This window comes from Serratia sp. X10, from assembly GCF_017811775.1.
GTDB lineage: Bacteria > Pseudomonadota > Gammaproteobacteria > Enterobacterales > Enterobacteriaceae > Serratia > Serratia ureilytica.
In genome coordinates, this window is record NZ_JAEIOH010000002.1 from 981,135 (window position 1) to 999,165 (window position 18,031).

The following is an 18,031-nucleotide window of genomic DNA, read 5'->3' on the forward strand; positions in this document are numbered from 1 at the left end:
CCGCAAACAGGGAGGCATTGCGCCTCCCTGTGTCGGTATTATTTAACCTGCATGACGTTCTCAACAGATTTCACGCCGGCCACGCCGCGTGTGACCTGCACCGCACGATTGGCGTCATCACTTGACGTCACGAAGCCGCTCAACTGCACGCGTCCTTTAAAGGTTTCCACGCTGATTTCGCGCGACTTGATGTTTTTATCCGCCAGCAGCGCCGATTTCACTTTGGTGGTGATTACGGTGTCATCGATATAACCGCCTGTTCCCTCTGATTTCGCCGTCGGTGCGCAAGCGCTCACCGCGACCGCCACAACGGCTGCCATGCACAAGGCCGAAAGGGTTTTAAACAGCTTCATAAATTACTCTCCATGCAATGTTATGGTTGAAATTCGATACGGTTTTTTCGCCGCAGCGAGCGCATTCCCCAAATCAAACGAAGAAATGCATAGCGAACAATGTTTATTGTGAGACAAGACTTGGGTTTGTTCAAATTTTTGCTGTAAATAAATAGAACAAACTTTGAGGGGAAACAAGCTGTTAAAGCGAGCGCCGGAAGGGCGCTCGCCGAAGGGGATCACGCGCGGGTCGCGTGCTTCATCGCACTGACGAAGGTCGCCAGCTTGGTCAGCATTTCCGCCGGGTTGGCATGGTGCCGTTCGATGATTTTGACGATTGCCGAGCCGGAGATGGCGCCGGCGGCGCCGGCCTGCAGCGCAGCCTTCACCTGCTCGGGCTCGGAGATGCCGAAGCCCTGCAGCGGCGGCGCGGCGTGATACTCGCGCAGCTTGTTCACCAGGTGATGCAGCGGCAACTGCGCCCGGCTTTCGGTGCCGGTGACGCCGGAACGCGACAGCAGGTAGGTGTAGCCGCGACCGTGTGAAGCGATCTCACGCAGCAGATCGTCGTCGGCGTTCGGCGGGCAAATGAAGATGGGCGCGATACCGTGGCGCACGGCCGCGGCGCGGAACGGCGCCGATTCTTCAAACGGCACGTCGGCGACCAGCACCGAATCCACGCCCACTTCCGCACAGCGTTGGTAAAAGGCATCGATGCCCTTATGGAACACCAAATTGGCGTACATCAGCAGGCCGATGGGAATGGTCGGGTGCTTCTGACGAATGGCCGCCAGCAGCTCGAAACACTGCGTCGGCGTGACGCCGGCGGCGAAGGCGCGCAGCGTCGCGCTCTGGATGGTTGGGCCATCCGCCAATGGGTCGGAGAAGGGGATACCCAGCTCCAGCGCGTCCGCGCCGGCTTCGATCAGGGTGTCGATAATCTGCAGCGACAGCGCCGGATTAGGATCGCCCAGCGTCACGAACGGGACGAAGGCGCCTTCCTTGCTGCTTTCCAGACGCGTGAACAGTTGCTGATAACGTTCCATCAGATTTCTCCCCGTGCTTTCAAAATGTCGTGAACGGTAAATATGTCTTTGTCGCCGCGGCCGGACAGGTTGACCACCAGGATTTGCTCTTTCTGCGGCGTTTCACGGATCATTTTCAGCGCGTGCGCCAGGGCGTGTGAAGATTCCAGCGCCGGGATGATGCCTTCATGGCGCGACAGCGCCTTGAACGCCTCCAGCGCTTCGTCGTCGGTGATCGACACGTATTCGGCGCGGCCGGTGCTGTTCAGGTAGGCGTGCTGCGGCCCGACGGACGGGAAGTCCAGCCCGGCGGAGATCGAATAGGATTCTTCAATCTGGCCTTCGGCGGTCTGCATCATCGGCGCCTTCATGCCGAAATAGATGCCGACGTGGCCATGCTTGAGCGGCGCGCCGTGCTGACCGGTTTCGATGCCCAGACCGGCGGGTTCCACGCCGATCAGCCCAACGTCGGCGTCATCGATAAAATCGGCGAACATGCCGATGGCGTTGGAGCCGCCGCCGACGCAGGCGATGACCGCATCCGGCAGGCGGCCTTCGCGCTCCAGCACCTGCGCTTTGGTCTCTTCGCCGATCATGCGCTGGAATTCACGCACGATGGTGGGGTACGGGTGCGGGCCGGCCGCGGTGCCGAGCATATAGTGCGCGGTTTCATAACTGCCGGACCAGTCGCGCAACGCTTCGTTGCAGGCGTCTTTCAGGGTGGCGGAGCCGCTGTGCACCGGGATCACTTCCGCGCCCATCAGCCGCATGCGGAACACATTCGGCGACTGGCGCTCAACGTCTTTGGCGCCCATATAGATACGGCATTTCAGGCCGAGCAGCGCGCAGGCCAGCGCCGAAGCGACGCCGTGTTGGCCGGCGCCGGTTTCCGCGATGATCTCGGTTTTGCCCATGCGCTTGGCCAGCAGGGCCTGGCCCAGCACCTGGTTGGTCTTGTGCGCGCCGCCGTGCAGCAGATCTTCCCGCTTCAGATAGAGCTTGGTGTTGCTGCCGGCGGTGAGATTTTTGCACAGCGTCAGCGCCGTCGGGCGGCCCGCGTAGTTCTTCAACAGATCGATGAATTCCGCCTGAAACGCCGGATCGCGCTGAGCGCTGACAAAGGCTTCTTCGAGTTGTTTCAGGGCCGGCATCAGAATTTGCGGCACGTATTGACCACCAAATTCGCCGAAGTAGGGGTTAAGCAGCGTCATGAGAGTTCCCGTCATTATCCGTTATTAATGTAGAGCCGTATTCAGTAAGCGCGCAGGGTTTGGAAGACCGAGGCCAGGCGCGCGGGATCCTTGATGCCCGGTTCGCTTTCCACGCCGGAATTGAAGTCCAGACCGGCGCAGCCGAGCTTGGCCGCTTCGACGCAGTTGTCGGCGCGCAGACCGCCCGCCAGCATGACGTTGGTCAGATCTTCGCCTTGCAATACCGACCAGTCGAAGCGTTGGCCTGTGCCGCCTGCGCCGTTGTCCAGCAGATAGCGATCGACATGCTGCAGATCGCGCGCCGGCACCCGTTCTTTCACGCTCAGCGCTTTCCAGATGTGGCAATCGGCCGGCAAGCGGGCGCGCAGGGCGCTGATATAGGCCTGGTCCTCCGCGCCGTGCAGTTGCACCGCCTGCAGACCGAGGCGCTCCACGGTCAATGCCACAGTATCGAGCTGGGCGTCGCAGAAGACGCCGACGTACTTCAGCGGCGCGCCGGAAATGACTTCGCGGGCGCGGACGATATCCACATAGCGCGGCGAGCGGCCGACGAAAATCAATCCGCCGTAGATGGCGCCGGCCTGATACGCGGCGGCGGCGTCCTGCGGGCGAGTCAGGCCGCACACTTTATTGTCGCCCAGGATCACGCGGCGCACGGCGGCGCGCAGATCGGGTTCCGACATCAGCGCGCTGCCGATAAGGAAACCGTTGGCGTAGTGGCTGAGCTCGCGGATCTGCCCGTAGTTGTTGATGCCCGACTCGCTGATCACCGTCACCCCATGCGGCACGCGCGGCGCCAGCTCACGGGTGCGGTTCAGGTCGATGCTCAGATCGCGCAGATCGCGGTTATTGATGCCGACCACGCGGGCTTCCAGCGCGATCGCCCGCTGCAGCTCTTCTTCACTGATCACTTCGGTCAGCACGCCCATGTTCAGGCTGTGAGCCACCGCCGCCAGCTGGCGGTACTGCTCGTCGGTCAACACCGACAGCATCAGCAGGATAGCGTCGGCCTGATAGTAGCGCGCCAGGTAAATCTGATACGGGTCGATGATAAAGTCTTTGCACAACACCGGTTGGCTGACGGTTTTACTGACCAGAGGCAGAAAATCGAAGCTGCCCTGAAAGTATTTCTCGTCGGTCAGCACCGAGATCGCCGAGGCGAAATCTTTATAGACCGTGGCGATTTCCACCGGATCAAAGTTCTCGCGAATCAGCCCCTTGGAAGGCGAGGCCTTCTTGCATTCGAGAATGAAAGCCGTACGGGTGCCCTGCAGCGCGTGGTAGAAGCTGCGTTCGCTCGGTACGATGTCATTCTGAAAGCCGGCCAGGGGCTGTTGCTGTTGTCGCGCCGCGATCCATTGCGCTTTGTCGCGGACAATCTTGTGTAGCACGGTTTCCTGCATCATTTATCCTCTTGCCGCCAGTGCGATGACACGCTCATAGGCCTGCCCGCTGTTGATCATATCCAGTGCCTGCCGCGCATTTTGGCGCAGGTCTTCATGTCCGAATAACTTCAGAAGCAACGCGACGTTGGCCGCGACCGCCGCAGCGTGCGCCAGCTCGCCTTTACCTTGTAACAGCCGCGCCAAAATGTCACGGTTTTCTTCCGGCGTACCGCCCAGCAAGGCCTCCAGCGGATAGGTTTCCAATCCGAAGGACTGCGGCGTGAGCTGATAACTGCAGATTTCGCCGTTGGTCAATTCCGCCACGTGCGTCGGGGCGTGGATCGCCACCTCGTCCATGCCGCCGCCGTGAACCACCGCCGCGCGCTGATAGCCCAGCACGCGCAGGGTTTCGGCGATCGGCAGCACCAGTTCCGGGCTGTAAACGCCGATCAGCGCCAGCGGCGGACGCGCCGGGTTGATCAGCGGGCCCAGCACGTTGAACAGCGTGCGGGTCTTCAACTGCTGGCGCACCGGCATGGCGTGACGGAAGCCGGTGTGGTACTGCGGCGCGAACAGGAAGCACACGCCAAGATCGTCCAGCGCCTTGCGCGCTTCTTCCGCCGGCAGATCCAGGCGGATGCCGAACGCCGCCAGCAGATCCGAAGAGCCGGAGCGGCTGGAGACGCTGCGGTTGCCGTGTTTGGCGATTTTCGCGCCGCACGCCGCCGCTACAAAGGCGCTGGCGGTCGAAATATTGATGCTGTTGGTGCCGTCGCCGCCGGTGCCGACGATATCGGCGAACGGGTAGTCAGGGCGCGGGAACGGTTGAGCATCTTCCAGCAGCGCTTTGGCGGCGCCGGCGATCTCTTCCGGGCGCTCGCCGCGGACTTTCATGCTGATCAGCGCCGCAGCCAGCTGGCTCGGCTCCAGTTCGCCGCGCACGATGGCGCTGAACAGCTGTTGGCTTTCCTGCTGGCTCATCGATTCAGCGCGGTACAGTTTCTCAAGGATAGGTTGCATCGTCGTGTTCCTTTTATGACTTCGCCAGCGCCCAGGCCAGGGTCTGCTCAAGCAGGCGCGCGCCATGGGTGGTCAGAATCGATTCCGGGTGGAACTGGAAGCCGCATACGCGGCGGCGATCGTCGCGTACCGCCATCACCATCTCGCCGAACCGGGCGTTGACGGTCAGATCGGCCGGGATGTTGCTGCCGACCAGCGAGTGGTAACGCGCCACCGGCAGCGGGTTGGCCATGCCGGCGAACATGCCTTCACCGTCGTGAACGATCGCCGAGGCTTTGCCGTGCAGGATTTCCCCCGCCTGGCCGACCTGGCCGCCATAGGCTTCGACGATCGCCTGGTGGCCGAGGCAGATGCCGATGATCGGCAGCCGGCCGCGCAGGCGTTGCAGTAGTTCCGGCATGCAGCCCGCTTCGGAAGGGGCGCCGGGGCCGGGCGACAGCATCAGCACCGGCTGTTCCATCTGCGCCAGACGCTCGATGATCACCTCTGCGGCGATCTGGTTACGGTAAATCACCACCTGGTGGCCGCTGGCGCGCAGCTGATCGACCAGGTTGTAGGTAAAGGAGTCGACGTTGTCGAGCAGCAGGATATCGGCCATCAGAACACCTCCTTGGCATGGTGCGCAGTGGCGATGGCGCGCAGCACGGCACGGGCTTTATTACGGGTTTCGTCGGCTTCCGCCTGCGGGATGGAGTCCAGCACCACGCCGGCGCCGGCCTGCACGGTGGCGATGCCGTCTTCGACGTAGGCGGAGCGAATGACGATGCAGGTATCCAGATCGCCGGTGGCGGTAAAGTAGCCTACCGCGCCGCCGTAGCTGCCGCGGCGCGTGCCTTCGGAGGCGGCGATCAGCTGCATCGCCCGCACTTTTGGCGCGCCGCTCAGGGTGCCCATATTCATGCAGGCCTGGTAGGCGTGCAGCACGTCGAGATCGGCGCGCAGGGTGCCCACCACGCGGGAAACCAGGTGCATGACGAACGAATAGCGATCCACCTTGGTCAGGTCGGCCACGTAGCGGCTGCCGGCCTGGCAGATGCGCGCCAGATCGTTGCGCGCCAGATCGACCAGCATCAGGTGCTCGGCCAGCTCTTTGTGGTCGGTGCGCATTTCCAGCTCGATGCGGCTGTCGAGATCCAGATCCAGTGAACCATCGGCTCGGCGGCCGCGCGGGCGGGTGCCGGCGATCGGGTAGATTTCAATTTGGCGATTGCCCGCGTCGTATTTTAACGCGCTCTCCGGCGAAGCGCCGAACAGGGTGAACTCGTCATCTTGCATGAAGAACATGTACGGGCTGGGGTTGTTATCTTTCAACGTCTGGTAGGCCGCCAGCGGCGCTGGGCACGGCAAGGAGAAGCGGCGCGACGGCACCACCTGGAAAATCTCGCCGTGACGGATCGCTTCCTGCAGCCCGCTGACCACCGCGCCGTACTCTTCGTCGCTCTGGTTGCAGCTCAACTGCATGTTCTCCAGCTTTTGGTGCGGGATCGGCTGCGGGGTTTGTTTCAATTCGGTCTGCAATTGTGCCAGACGCTGCTGCAGGCGTTGTATTTCACTCGCTTGCTCGCTGAAGACGCTGGCCTGCAATCGGGCGGAACCGCGTTGGTGATCCAGCACCAGCAGGGTTTCTGCCAGATAGAAGCAGAAGTCCGGGCAACGTTGATCCTGGCGCAGCGCCGGCAGGTTTTCGAAACCGGCGACCAGATCGTAGGCGAACAGGCCGCCCAGCATCACGGCTTCACGCTCGTCCGCCGGGGAGTCGACCAGAGTCAGCAGCGTGCGTAGTGCGTCGAACACCGACAGGGAGCGCAGGCGCGCGTCTTCGTCCTGCACCTCGTCGATCGCCGGGAAGGTCAGCTCGCGGCCGTTTGGGCGCGCCTGAATGCTGACCTCGGGCGGCAGCGCTTCGTCCAGCAGCGGCAGCAGCGCCGCGCCATTGGCGGTGAGCGCCTGCACGCTGACGGTGTGACCCAGCGCGGTGATGCGCAGCGCGCTGTCGATCACCAGCAGGCTCTGCAGATTCTGTTTGCTGTTGATTTCCGCCGATTCCAGCAGCAGGGTGGCCGGCCGGGCGCCGCACAGCTGGTGGAAAAGGGTGGTGGGATCGCCCCGGTAACTGGCCTGCGTCTTCAGTAATGTCAATTGTGGTTTGATGTTCATCATCGGTGGTTCCAGTGAATTCTGTCCATAAAAAAGCCCGCATCAGGTGCGGGCTCAGGAAATCTGCATTGTCAGATGACAGCTATGCGCGATTACACCGCCCGCAAGAGGGAGGTATGCCACCAACCGTGAAGAGAAATGTATGTGTTCATTTGCAGACTCGCTTTGTTAACTCTCATCCGACACGGCCGTTGCCGTGAACTTGTGTACTAGTTAACTGGTTCGAGAGGGCAAAGTCAACCCCCTTTTTGTACAATGTTTTAGCGGTCAGCGTGAATTCTGTTCATCATCCCGCCCGCGCTCCCAGCCGGGGCAGAATAGATTTCCGTCCGGCCGCCGATCGCAGGTATGATAGAAAACCAAGCCATTGCCGGATAGCCGTTTTGACAGACAGTAACCCTCAATCCACCGCTTTTACCCTGTACGATCTCCACAGCCATACGACCGCCTCCGACGGCTACCTGACGCCGACGCAGCTGGTGCAGCGGGCGGTAGAGATGCGCGTGGGGGTGTTGGCGATCACCGATCACGACACGACCGCCGGGCTGGCCGAGGCCGCCGCCGCCATCGCGGAGCAGGCGTTGCCGTTGCGGTTGGTCAATGGAGTGGAAATCTCGACGCTGTGGGAAAATCATGAAATCCATATTGTTGGGTTGGGCATGGACGTCGCGCATCCGGCGCTGGTGGCGCTGTTGGCGGAACAAACCGAACGCCGCAACCGGCGGGCGCAGGAGATCGGCGTGCGGCTGGGCAAGGCGCGTATTCCCGACGCCTATGCCGGCGCCCAGCGACTGGCCGGAGCCGGCGCGGTGACCCGCGGCCATTTCGCCCGTTACCTGGTGGAGATCGGCGTGGCGGACAATATGGCTCAGGTGTTCAAGAAATACCTGGCCAAGGGGAAAACCGGCTATGTACCGCCGCAGTGGTGTACAATAGAACAAGCCATTGATGCGATTCATCAATCGGGCGGCCAGGCGGTGATGGCGCACCCGGGCCGTTACGATTTGACCGCGAAATGGCTGAAACGCTTGCTGGCGCATTTCGCCGAACACGGCGGCGACGCCATGGAAGTGGCGCAGTGTCAGCAGGCGCCGCATGAGCGCACTCAGCTGGCGAAATACGCGCAAGACTACCGCTTGTTGGCCTCGCAAGGCTCTGATTTCCATCAACCTTGCTCGTGGATCGAACTGGGGCGCAAGCTGTGGCTGCCGGGCGGCGTCGAGCCGGTGTGGCGCGATTGGCCGCAGCCGGGCCAGGCGGTCTGATTTTACACGCGTGGCAACGCGCGCGGGCATTATTTTAGGAGCAAGTCATGAGTCAGCTTTTTTATATTCACCCGGACAACCCGCAGCCGCGCCTGATCAACCAGGCGGTAGAGGTGCTGCGCAAAGGGGGGGTGATCGTCTATCCCACCGATTCCGGCTATGCGCTGGGCTGCATGCTGGAAGAGAAGGCGGCGATGGAGCGCATTTGCCGCATCCGTCAGCTGGACGGCAACCACAACTTTACCCTGATGTGCCGCGATCTGTCCGAGTTGTCGACCTATGCTCACGTCGATAATACGGCGTTCCGTCTGATCAAAAACAATACGCCGGGCAACTACACGTTCATTCTGAAAGCGACCAAAGAAGTGCCGCGCCGCCTGATGAATGAAAAGCGCAAAACCATCGGCCTGCGCGTGCCGTCGAACCCGATCGCGCTGGCGCTGTTGGAGGCGTTGAACGAACCGATGATGTCCACCACGCTGATGCTGCCGGGCAATGATTTCGCCGAGTCCGATCCGGAAGAGATCAGCGATCATTTGGGCAAGGTGGTCGATCTGGTGATCCACGGCGGCTTCCTCGGCCAACAGCCGACCACGGTTATCGATCTGACCGAATCCTCGCCGGAAGTGGTGCGCGAAGGCGCCGGCGACGCGGCGCCTTTCCGCTGATGTAAAATATTGCCACCTTGCCCATTGTCTGAAAAACGGCTGAAGCGACGCTATTTCGCGTGAAAGCCGCTATTCTTGAAGACTTCAGAATTGATAATGGGCAGGATGCGCAGCAATGATTAAACAGGTTTCTTTTTTAGCGGCCTTATTATTTTCCTCAATGGCAAATGCGGGTTTTTATTCGGGCAGCGGTTTGCTGGCGGAATCCGGCGGTTACGTAAAAAATAAAAGCGGTGAAGCTACCGTGGCCGAAGCGCTGAATGGCGGCATGTTTATGGGATACGTCGCCGGCGTATTCGATACCTATTCCATGCAGGGCAATCGCAATATCTGCCCAGAGGCCGGAATGAGCATCGGCGTAGCCGCCGACGCGGTGATGCAGTACTTGAACGAGCACCCTGAGCAACTGCATTATTCCGCACCGTCGGTGATCATGCTGGCGTTAAGCGCCGCCTATCCCTGCGTGCGCCATTAAGTTCCCATTCCAATTAGTGCGCATTTTTTCATAAGGTGCGCTCGGGTCTTTTCCGCACGAACTTCAATAGATCAATGCTTGCTGCGCTGTCACCTTATCCCCGTCGGTATTTCCCGAACGGGTCGGGGAGAGACGCGCAGGAGGTAATATGACCGCATTTCACAGTGCCAACATGACGCTCGATTATCAGGATATCGGCTCAGGGCCGCTCACGTTGGTGTTGCTGCCCGGCTGGTGCGAACCGAAAACCGTGTTTGAGCCGTTCATCGCGCTGGCGGCCGACCGTTATCGGACGATCAGCATCGATTGGCGTGGTCACGGCCTGTCGTCGAAAGCGGCGGAGATGTCGCTGACGGCGGACGATTTGCTGGAGGATGTGCGCCAACTGCTGACGGCGCTGCGTTTGGACAACGTGATCACCCTGTCGGTGGCGCACGCCAGCTGGTTGGCGGTGGCGTTGGCCGAGGCGTTGCCGCAGCAGGTGCGGGGCATGGTGTTTCTCGATTGGATCATGACGCAGCCGGAGCCGGCGTTCTTTACGGCGGTGAGCCGCATGCAGCAGCCGCAGCAGTGGCTGGCGGCACGCGACGCCTTGTTCGACTTTTGGCAGGGCGGCATCCGCCACGATCGGGTCAAACGTCATCTGGAGGTCGAGATGGCGCAGGAGGATGACCGGCTCTGGCGCGCCGCCGGCGTGGCCATCGAACAGGCCTACCGGCAATTCGGTTCGCCGCTGCAACGCCTGGCGGGGATGAGCGCGCCGCCGCCGTGCCGGCATATTTACTCGCTGGATCGCCGCGATGACTATCTGCGGCAACAGCAGGCATTTGCCGCCGAGCGGCCGTTTTTCTCCGTGGCGCGTTTAGAAGAGGCCCGCACTCACCTCGGCATTCTGGAACGGCCCGACGCGGTGCTGAGGGCGGTGGAGGACTTCTTGGCGCCGTGAACGTCGCTTGGGGTCACCGCCGATAAAGTGGGTTTCAACACCTTAGAAAGCCTGTATAATGCGCGGTTCGATCCTGATAAACGTATTATTACCGTTGCGGCGATTGGCCGCGGCGGTTATCCCCCCGACGCCTGTGAAGGCGACATTAGAGGTTGCTCAATGAGCGAAAAGTTACAGAAAGTTTTAGCGCGCGCCGGGCACGGCTCGCGTCGTGAAATCGAAACCATGATTGAAGCCGGGCGCGTCAGCGTCGACGGCAAGGTCGCCAAGCTGGGCGATCGCGTTGAAGTGACCCCGGCGATGAAAATTCGTCTGGATGGTCATGTCTTGTCGATCAAAGAGTCCGAAGACGTGGTCTGCCGCGTGCTGGCTTACTACAAACCGGAAGGTGAGCTGTGTACCCGCAGCGATCCTGAAGGCCGCCCGACGGTGTTCGATCGCTTACCGAAGCTGCGCGGTTCGCGCTGGGTGGCGGTAGGGCGACTGGACGTCAACACTTCTGGTCTGCTGCTGTTCACCACCGATGGCGAGCTGGCCAACCGTCTGATGCACCCAAGCCGTGAAGTGGAACGCGAGTACGCGGTGCGTGTGTTCGGCCAGGTTGACGATGCGAAAGTGAAGCAGCTGAGCAAAGGCGTGCAATTGGAAGACGGCCCGGCCGCGTTCCGCACCATCAGCTTCCAGGGCGGTGAAGGCCTCAACCAGTGGTACAACGTGACCCTGACCGAAGGCCGCAACCGTGAAGTGCGTCGCCTGTGGGAAGCGGTGGGCGTGCAGGTGAGCCGCCTGATCCGCGTGCGTTACGGCGATATCGATCTGCCGAAAGGCCTGCCGCGCGGCGGTTGGGCCGAACTGGATCTGCCGGCGATCAACTACCTGCGCGAGTTGGTTGAATTGAAACCGGAAACGGTCAGCAAGATGCCGGTGGAGCGTGAGCGCCGCCGCGTGAAGGCTAACCAGATCCGTCGCGCGGTTAAGCGTCACTCGCAGGTGGCCGGCAGCGGCCGTCGCAGTGCGCCGGGCAGCAAACCGAGTAAATCGGGCAAACCGAGCAAACGCAGCTGATCCCGCCATTCTGGCCCCGTTCGGGGCCAGAACGTTTTGTTACCAATCGATCCCCTGTTGCGCCTTGATGCCCGCGTCGAACGCGTGTTTCACCGGCCGCATCTCCGTAACCGTATCCGCCATTTCCAGCAGATCGCGATGGCAACCGCGCCCGGTCAGTATCACCGTTTGGTGCGCAGGGCGCTGCCGCAGCGCTTCTTTGAGCTCTTCCAGCTCCAGATAGCCGTAGGTCAACATGTAGGTCACTTCGTCCAGCAGTACCAGATCCAGACTGCTGTCGGCCAGCATGCGTTTGCCGTGCTGCCACACTGCCTGGCAGGCGGCGGTGTCGCTGGCCTTGTTCTGCGTCTCCCAGGTAAAGCCGGTGGCCATCACCTGAAATTCAACGCCATGTTGCTGCAGCAGATTCTTTTCGCCATTGGGCCACTCGCCCTTGATGAACTGGATCACCCCGGCGCGCATGCCGTGACCGACCGCGCGGGTGACGGTGCCGAAGGCGGCGGTGGTTTTGCCTTTGCCGTTGCCGGTAAACACCAGCAGCAGGCCGCGGGTGTCCTGCGCCGCGGCGATGCGTGCATCGACCTGTTCTTTCAGGCGCTGCTGGCGCTGTTGATGACGATCTTCCGCCATGAAACGCTCCTTATTATTCGGCCGCGCCGGGTTTGCGGTTCGGCTGGGCGTCGAAGCTCATGCCGGTTTTGCGCCGGCTGTCCTCGCCCATCAGATACAGGTACAGCGGCATGATGTCAGCCGGGGTTTTCAGCTTGTTTTTGTCTTCGTGCGGGAAGGCGGATGCGCGCATTTTGGTGCGAGTTCCGCCCGGATTGATGCAGTTTACCCGCAAATTACGATTTTTGTATTCATCGGCCAATACCTGCATCATGCCTTCGGTGGCGAACTTCGACACCGCATAAGCGCCCCAGTCGGCGCGGCCGGTGCGCCCGACGCTGGAACTGGTGAACACCAGTGACCCGGCGTGGGATTTCAGCAGCAGCGGCAGCAGCGCCTGAGTCAGCATAAAGGTGGCGTTGACGTTAACCTGCATCACCTCTTGCCACATGGTTATCGACAGGTCGGCCATCGGCGCAATGTCGCCCAGCAGGCCGGCGTTGTGCAGCACGCCGTCCAGGCGCGGGATTTGGCGCGCCAGATCGTCGGCTATCTGCCGGCATTGCTCCGGCGTGGCGTGCAGCAAGTCGAGCGTGACCACCAGGGCCGGGGCGCCGCCCTGGGCCGCGATCTCTTGCTGTACCGCCAGCAGTTTGCTCTCGGTGCGTCCCAGCAGCACTAACTGGGCGCCGAAGCGAGCGTAGGTCAGCGCCGCTTCGCGGCCGATGCCGTCTCCGGCGCCGGTGACCAAAATAATGCGTTGTTCGAGCAGATCTTGTTTGGGTTGGTAATGCACGATAAATCCTCGCCTGGGTGGCTGTTCTCCCGCGTATCGTGGGGAGCAAGGGTGAAACGCGCGGCCAGGGCGGGAGCGAGAGCTCGACCTTCTGCGGGCCGCGCAGCGAATCTGTCTCATCATATTGATGAATAATGGGTGTTATATGCCTTAATCCGTACGCATTTTCAATGCGTAGCAGGCTGAAATGGCATTCTTTTGTCACGAAAGCGGCGCGGCGGCGGCTTGGTTCGGCCTTGAATCGTCCCCATAGTGACGTGCAGAACGCAATGAATTTTCATTTAGCCGCGACAGCAGGCGCTGCGGTTGGCTAAAATGGAAAGAGTCATACTAACAACCTGTAAATAAAGGCGGAATCTGTGGAGTTTATATCTGTTTATGGCCTGTTTCTGGCCAAGGTCGCCACGGTGGTGCTCGCCATCGCCGCGTTGGCCATACTGGCGGTCAGTCTGGGGCAACGCAAGAGCCGCCAGAAAGGGGAGCTGCAGCTGACCGATCTCGGTGAACAGTATCGCGAGATGCAGCGCGATATGCGCCTGGCGCGTATGGATACTGCCGAGCAAAAGGTTTGGCTGAAACAGTTCAAGAAGCAGACCAAATCTGATGACAAATTGAAGAAGCAGCGCGCCAAATCCGGCGCGGTGGAAGTGACCAAGCCGTGCCTGTACGTGTTGGACTTCAAGGGCAGCATGGATGCGCACGAGGTGACGTCGCTGCGCGAAGAGATCTCCGCGGTGCTGGCGGTGGCCTCGGCGCAGGATGAAGTCCTGCTGCGTCTGGAAAGCCCGGGCGGGGTGGTGCACGGCTACGGCCTGGCGGCTTCGCAGCTGGAGCGTTTGCGCAAAGGCGGCATCCGCCTGACGGTGGCGGTGGATAAAGTGGCGGCCAGCGGCGGCTACATGATGGCCTGCGTCGCGGATCGCATCGTGGCGGCGCCGTTCGCCATCATCGGTTCCATCGGCGTGGTGGCGCAGATCCCGAATTTCCACCGCCTGCTGAAGAAGAACGACATCGACGTGGAGCTGCATACCGCCGGGCAGTTTAAACGTACGCTGACGCTGTTCGGTGAAAACACCGAGCAGGGGCGCGAGAAGTTCCGCGAAGATCTGAACGAAACGCACGAGCTGTTCAAACGCTTCGTGCACGAGCAGCGCCCGTCGCTGGACATCGATAGCGTCGCCACCGGTGAGCACTGGTTCGGGACCCAGGCTAAAGAGAAAGGCCTTATCGACGCCATCGGCACCAGCGACGATTTGTTGATCGCCGAGTTGGATAACCATGAAGTGATCGCCGTGCGCTATGCACGTCGTAAACGTTTGATGGATCGTTTCACCGGCAGCGCGGCGGAAAGCGTCGATCGTTTGCTGTTGCGCTGGTGGCAGCGCGGGGAAAAGCCGTTGTTGTAAGACGAGAAGAGCAGGAATCAACGGGGGCCTGGCGCCCCCGTTTTGTTTTCTCAATCGACCAAATGGTATTTTTCCGAAAGCAGGTGAGCCAAATGTTTAAACATATTAAATACGGCGGTGGTTTTGGCGGTGGGCAATCCATCGGCATCTAAAAAGTATTCGCCGCGAAAAACTAAAACGCCGCTTTTTTGTTCAACGTCGGTGGCGATCATGCCGTGCAGATAATCTTCGTGTTGGCGGATGATGTTATTTGCTTCCGCCAGCAGGGCCTCGCGGCCGATAGGTGCAGTATTCTTGTGCATTTATTAGACTCCAAACAAAAAACGCTGCGCATATTCTAACGCCGGTTCGCTTTTATCCGCAAACCGACTAAGGTTTATTTGCCGTCTGGATGGCCATGGGCGGCGGCCGGTTGGCGAAATCTGCCTTTCCGTGCTAATTAGGTTGCGTGACGCTTTTTATCAGGTACAGTGTGGGATTTTGCGGCGTCGGGTGGAAGGTTTTGTTTACGCCATGAATAAAAATCACGCAGCCATACTTCTGGGGCATGGGTGAATAGCAGGCAGGATCAACAACTTGCGTTCAGGTTGAGCAGTTGGGCAACCAAAAGAAAAAAATCTGTTGATCTCTTGCCAGACTGCCGCAATATAAAAAAAGAGACACGAATTGCCGCGGCACGGCGAGATAAAAGACTTCTTTTTAGAAGAAATAAATTAGGTAAAGGTAAATATGGGTAAAGCTCTCGTAATAGTTGAGTCCCCGGCAAAAGCCAAAACTATTAATAAATATTTAGGAAGTGACTACGTGGTGAAGTCCAGCGTCGGTCATATCCGTGATTTGCCGACCAGTGGCTCAGCCAGCAAAAAGAGCGCTGACTCAACCGAAGACAAAGCCAAGAAAAAAGTTAAAAAAGATGAGAAGGCGGCGCTGGTAAATCGCATGGGCGTCGACCCTTACCACGGCTGGAAAGCGCATTATGAAATCCTGCCGGGTAAAGAAAAAGTGGTCGCCGAGTTAAAATCGTTGGCGGAAAATGCCGACCACATTTATCTCGCAACCGACCTTGACCGCGAAGGGGAAGCCATCGCCTGGCACCTGCGGGAAGTGATCGGTGGGGATGACAAACGCTTTAGCCGCGTGGTGTTTAACGAAATCACCAAAAACGCGATCCAACAGGCGTTCAAACAGCCGGGCGAGCTGAACATTGACCGCGTCAACGCGCAGCAGGCGCGCCGGTTTATGGACCGTGTGGTGGGCTATATGGTCTCGCCGCTGCTGTGGAAGAAAATCGCCCGCGGCCTGTCCGCCGGCCGCGTGCAGTCGGTGGCGGTGCGTCTGGTGGTAGAACGCGAACGCGACATCAAGGCGTTCGTGCCGGAAGAGTACTGGGAGCTGCATGCCGATCTGCTGGCGAAGGGTGAAACCGCGCTGCAGATGGAAGTGACCCACGCACACGACAAACCGTTCAAGCCGGTCAACCGCGAGCAGACGCACGCCGCGGTCAAGCTGCTGGAAAAAGCCCGCTACACGGTGCTGGATCGCGAAGACAAACCGACCAGCAGCAAGCCGGGCGCGCCTTTCATTACCTCCACGCTGCAACAGGCCGCCAGCACCCGCCTGAGCTTCGGCGTGAAGAAAACCATGATGATGGCGCAACGGCTGTATGAAGCCGGTCACATCACCTATATGCGTACCGACTCCACCAACCTGAGCCAGGATGCGCTCAACATGGTGCGTGGCTACATCGGCGACAACTTCGGCGATAAATACCTGCCTAAGGCGCCGAATCAGTACAGCAGCAAAGAGAATTCGCAGGAAGCGCACGAAGCGATCCGTCCTTCGGACGTGAACGTGCTCGCCGAGCAGCTCAAAGACATGGAAGCGGACGCGCAGAAGCTGTACCAGCTGATCTGGCGTCAGTTCGTCGCCTGTCAGATGACGCCGGCGCAATACGATTCCACCACGCTGACGGTGAAAGCCGGCGATTATCAGCTGCGCGCCAAGGGCCGTACGCTGCGCTTTGACGGCTGGACCAAGGTAATGCCGGCCCTGCGCAAAGGCGATGAAGATCGCACGTTGCCGTTCGTCGAAATAGGCAGCGAGCTGGATCTGCAGAAACTGATCCCAAGCCAGCACTTCACCAAGCCGCCGGCGCGCTACAGCGAAGCCTCGCTGGTGAAAGAGCTGGAAAAACGCGGCATCGGCCGCCCGTCCACCTACGCCTCCATCATCTCGACCATTCAGGATCGCGGTTACGTGCGGGTGGAAAGCCGCCGCTTCTATGCCGAGAAAATGGGTGAGATCGTCACCGATCGTCTGGAAGAGAACTTCCGCGAGCTGATGAACTATGACTTCACTGCTCGCATGGAAGACGGCCTCGATGAGGTCGCCAACAACCAGGCCGAGTGGAAAGCGGTGCTGGACGAATTCTTCGTCGATTTCAGCGAGCAGCTGGAAACGGCGGAGAAGGACCCGGAAGAAGGCGGCATGCGGCCTAACCAGATGGTGATGACCAGCATCGACTGCCCGACCTGCGGCCGCAAGATGGGTATCCGTACCGCCAGCACCGGGGTCTTCCTCGGCTGTTCCGGCTACGCGTTGCCGCCGAAGGAACGTTGCAAAACCACCATCAACCTGGTGCCGGAAGCGGAAGTGCTCAACATCCTCGAAGGCGACGACGCGGAAACCAACGCGCTGCGCGCCCGCCGCCGCTGCCAGAAATGCGGTACGGCGATGGACAGCTATCTGATCGACAACCAGCGCAAGCTGCACGTGTGCGGTAACAACCCGGCGTGTGACGGCTATGAGATCGAAGAGGGCGAGTTCCGTCTGAAAGGCTATGATGGCCCGGTGGTGGAGTGCGACAAGTGCGGCTCGGAAATGCACCTGAAAATGGGGCGTTTCGGCAAGTACATGGGCTGCACCAACGAGAACTGCAAAAACACCCGCAAGATCCTGCGTAACGGCGATGTCGCGCCGCCGAAGGAAGATCCGGTGCCGTTGCCGGAGCTGCCGTGCGAGAAGTCCGACGCCTATTTCGTGCTGCGTGACGGCGCTGCCGGCGTGTTCCTGGCGGCCAACACCTTCCCTAAATCGCGCGAGACCCGCGCGCCGCTGGTGGAAGAACTGGCTCGCTTCAAGGATCGTCTGCCGGAGAAACTGCGCTACCTGGCCGATGCGCCGGTAGCGGATGCCGAAGGCAACAAAACGCTGGTGCGTTTCAGCCGTAAAACCAAGCAACAGTACGTCTCCTCTGAAAAAGACGGCAAGGCGACCGGTTGGTCCGCGTTCTACGTGGACGGCAAGTGGGTCGAAGGCAAGAAGTAAGGCCGATGTCCTGCCCGCAAGATGAAAAACCAGCCCTGGCGGCTGGTTTTTTTTTATTGGTGAAAAGGGGCAAACGGATCTATCCTTTGCTGTTTTTATCCCTCTGACACCGCCGTTTCACGTTGATACCCATGCAAAATAATCGTTATCATAGTGTGACGCGGATCTATACTTGAAGCTGCATCGTGGTATAGTGGTTATATAAAAAGTTTTTTTATTATTAAAGCTTATTAACAACGGCGCTTTCTTCACCATCAGGGTAGAACACGGGGTTTATGGCTTGTGAGTTTCAGCATACCGGGGCGACACCGATATACCTGGCTGCGGGTAAGCCGCAGTGTTTA

At 60.0% G+C, this 18,031-nt stretch carries 16 protein-coding genes, 1 pseudogene and 1 other annotated feature; of the genes and pseudogenes, 7 read left to right on the forward strand and 10 right to left on the reverse strand.

What is annotated here, in order from left to right; translation table 11 throughout:
• Nucleotides 1-38: 38 nt before the first annotated feature.
• From J9788_RS10105 to trpL, 7 genes and pseudogenes are all read right to left on the reverse strand, one after another.
• Nucleotides 39-353 carry a BON domain-containing protein gene (locus J9788_RS10105; RefSeq protein ID WP_046898934.1) on the reverse strand — a complete coding sequence of 105 codons (315 nt, stop codon included), beginning with the start codon at nt 351-353 and terminating at the stop codon, nt 39-41.
• A 218-nt stretch (nt 354-571) separates the two neighbouring features.
• Entirely contained in the window at nt 572-1,378 is an 807-nt protein-coding gene (gene trpA, locus J9788_RS10110) for a tryptophan synthase subunit alpha (protein WP_046898935.1), read from the reverse strand.
• Nucleotides 1,378-2,583 carry a tryptophan synthase subunit beta gene (trpB, locus tag J9788_RS10115; protein ID WP_170852993.1) on the reverse strand — a complete coding sequence of 402 codons (1,206 nt, stop codon included), beginning with the start codon at nt 2,581-2,583 and terminating at the stop codon, nt 1,378-1,380. The genes trpA and trpB overlap by 1 nt, the downstream gene beginning before the upstream one ends.
• A gap of 26 nt (nt 2,584-2,609) precedes the next feature.
• Entirely contained in the window at nt 2,610-3,971 is a 1,362-nt protein-coding gene (trpCF, locus tag J9788_RS10120) for a bifunctional indole-3-glycerol-phosphate synthase TrpC/phosphoribosylanthranilate isomerase TrpF (RefSeq protein WP_080350236.1), read from the reverse strand.
• A gap of 3 nt (nt 3,972-3,974) precedes the next feature.
• Nucleotides 3,975-5,571, reverse strand: a pseudogene (gene trpD / locus J9788_RS25085) (bifunctional anthranilate synthase glutamate amidotransferase component TrpG/anthranilate phosphoribosyltransferase TrpD).
• A complete protein-coding gene (locus tag J9788_RS10135) occupies nt 5,571-7,133 on the reverse strand; it encodes an anthranilate synthase component 1 (protein ID WP_182264342.1) in 1,563 nt (520 codons plus the stop codon). Before J9788_RS10135 ends, trpD begins: the two are co-directional and overlap by 1 nt.
• Nucleotides 7,134-7,157: 24 nt before the next feature.
• Nucleotides 7,158-7,261 (reverse strand) — a sequence feature (Trp leader region).
• Nucleotides 7,223-7,309: a trp operon leader peptide gene (trpL, locus tag J9788_RS25250; RefSeq protein WP_182265092.1), complete on the reverse strand. Its 87-nt coding sequence runs from the start codon at nt 7,307-7,309 to the stop codon at nt 7,223-7,225. (Overlaps the previous feature by 39 nt.)
• A 204-nt stretch (nt 7,310-7,513) precedes the next feature.
• Between trpL and J9788_RS10145 the strand changes: the two genes are divergently transcribed.
• From J9788_RS10145 to rluB, 5 genes are all read left to right on the forward strand, one after another.
• Nucleotides 7,514-8,395 (forward strand): PHP domain-containing protein, encoded by an 882-nt coding sequence (locus tag J9788_RS10145; RefSeq protein WP_042784676.1) that lies wholly within the window; start codon nt 7,514-7,516, stop codon nt 8,393-8,395.
• Nucleotides 8,396-8,442: 47 nt separating this feature from the next.
• On the forward strand, nt 8,443-9,063 hold the full coding sequence (locus J9788_RS10150) for an L-threonylcarbamoyladenylate synthase (protein WP_033643268.1): 621 nt from the start codon (nt 8,443-8,445) through the stop codon (nt 9,061-9,063).
• Nucleotides 9,064-9,178: 115 nt separating this feature from the next.
• Nucleotides 9,179-9,538: a Rap1a/Tai family immunity protein gene (locus tag J9788_RS10155; RefSeq protein ID WP_016927523.1), complete on the forward strand. Its 360-nt coding sequence runs from the start codon at nt 9,179-9,181 to the stop codon at nt 9,536-9,538.
• A 148-nt stretch (nt 9,539-9,686) separates the two neighbouring features.
• Complete coding sequence (locus J9788_RS10160; RefSeq protein ID WP_182264343.1) at nt 9,687-10,484, forward strand: alpha/beta fold hydrolase; 798 nt, start codon at nt 9,687-9,689, stop codon at nt 10,482-10,484.
• 159 nt (nt 10,485-10,643) lie between these two features.
• Nucleotides 10,644-11,549, forward strand: a complete 906-nt coding sequence (gene rluB / locus J9788_RS10165) for a 23S rRNA pseudouridine(2605) synthase RluB (RefSeq protein WP_046898941.1) — start codon at nt 10,644-10,646, stop codon at nt 11,547-11,549.
• 39 nt (nt 11,550-11,588) lie between these two features.
• Here the strand turns inward: rluB and cobO are convergent, their stop codons facing one another.
• Both cobO and J9788_RS10175 read right to left on the reverse strand, forming a co-directional pair.
• On the reverse strand, nt 11,589-12,179 hold the full coding sequence (gene cobO / locus J9788_RS10170) for a cob(I)yrinic acid a,c-diamide adenosyltransferase (RefSeq protein ID WP_182264344.1): 591 nt from the start codon (nt 12,177-12,179) through the stop codon (nt 11,589-11,591).
• 13 nt (nt 12,180-12,192) lie between these two features.
• Nucleotides 12,193-12,954: a YciK family oxidoreductase gene (locus J9788_RS10175; RefSeq protein ID WP_033643264.1), complete on the reverse strand. Its 762-nt coding sequence runs from the start codon at nt 12,952-12,954 to the stop codon at nt 12,193-12,195.
• 359 nt (nt 12,955-13,313) lie between these two features.
• Here J9788_RS10175 and sohB point away from each other — a divergent pair, with 359 nt between their 5' ends.
• On the forward strand, nt 13,314-14,360 hold the full coding sequence (gene sohB, locus J9788_RS10180; protein ID WP_182264345.1) for a protease SohB: 1,047 nt from the start codon (nt 13,314-13,316) through the stop codon (nt 14,358-14,360).
• A gap of 50 nt (nt 14,361-14,410) precedes the next feature.
• On the opposite strand, the gene J9788_RS10185 is transcribed toward sohB, so the two are convergent.
• The gene (locus J9788_RS10185) at nt 14,411-14,662 is read right to left on the reverse strand and encodes a YciN family protein (protein ID WP_033650243.1); all 252 of its coding nucleotides are present in this window, start codon (nt 14,660-14,662) and stop codon (nt 14,411-14,413) included.
• Nucleotides 14,663-15,089: 427 nt separating this feature from the next.
• On the opposite strand from J9788_RS10185, the gene topA reads away from it, so the two are divergent.
• Nucleotides 15,090-17,687 (forward strand): type I DNA topoisomerase, encoded by a 2,598-nt coding sequence (gene topA, locus J9788_RS10190; RefSeq protein ID WP_015378045.1) that lies wholly within the window; start codon nt 15,090-15,092, stop codon nt 17,685-17,687.
• Nucleotides 17,688-18,031 lie beyond the last annotated feature (344 nt).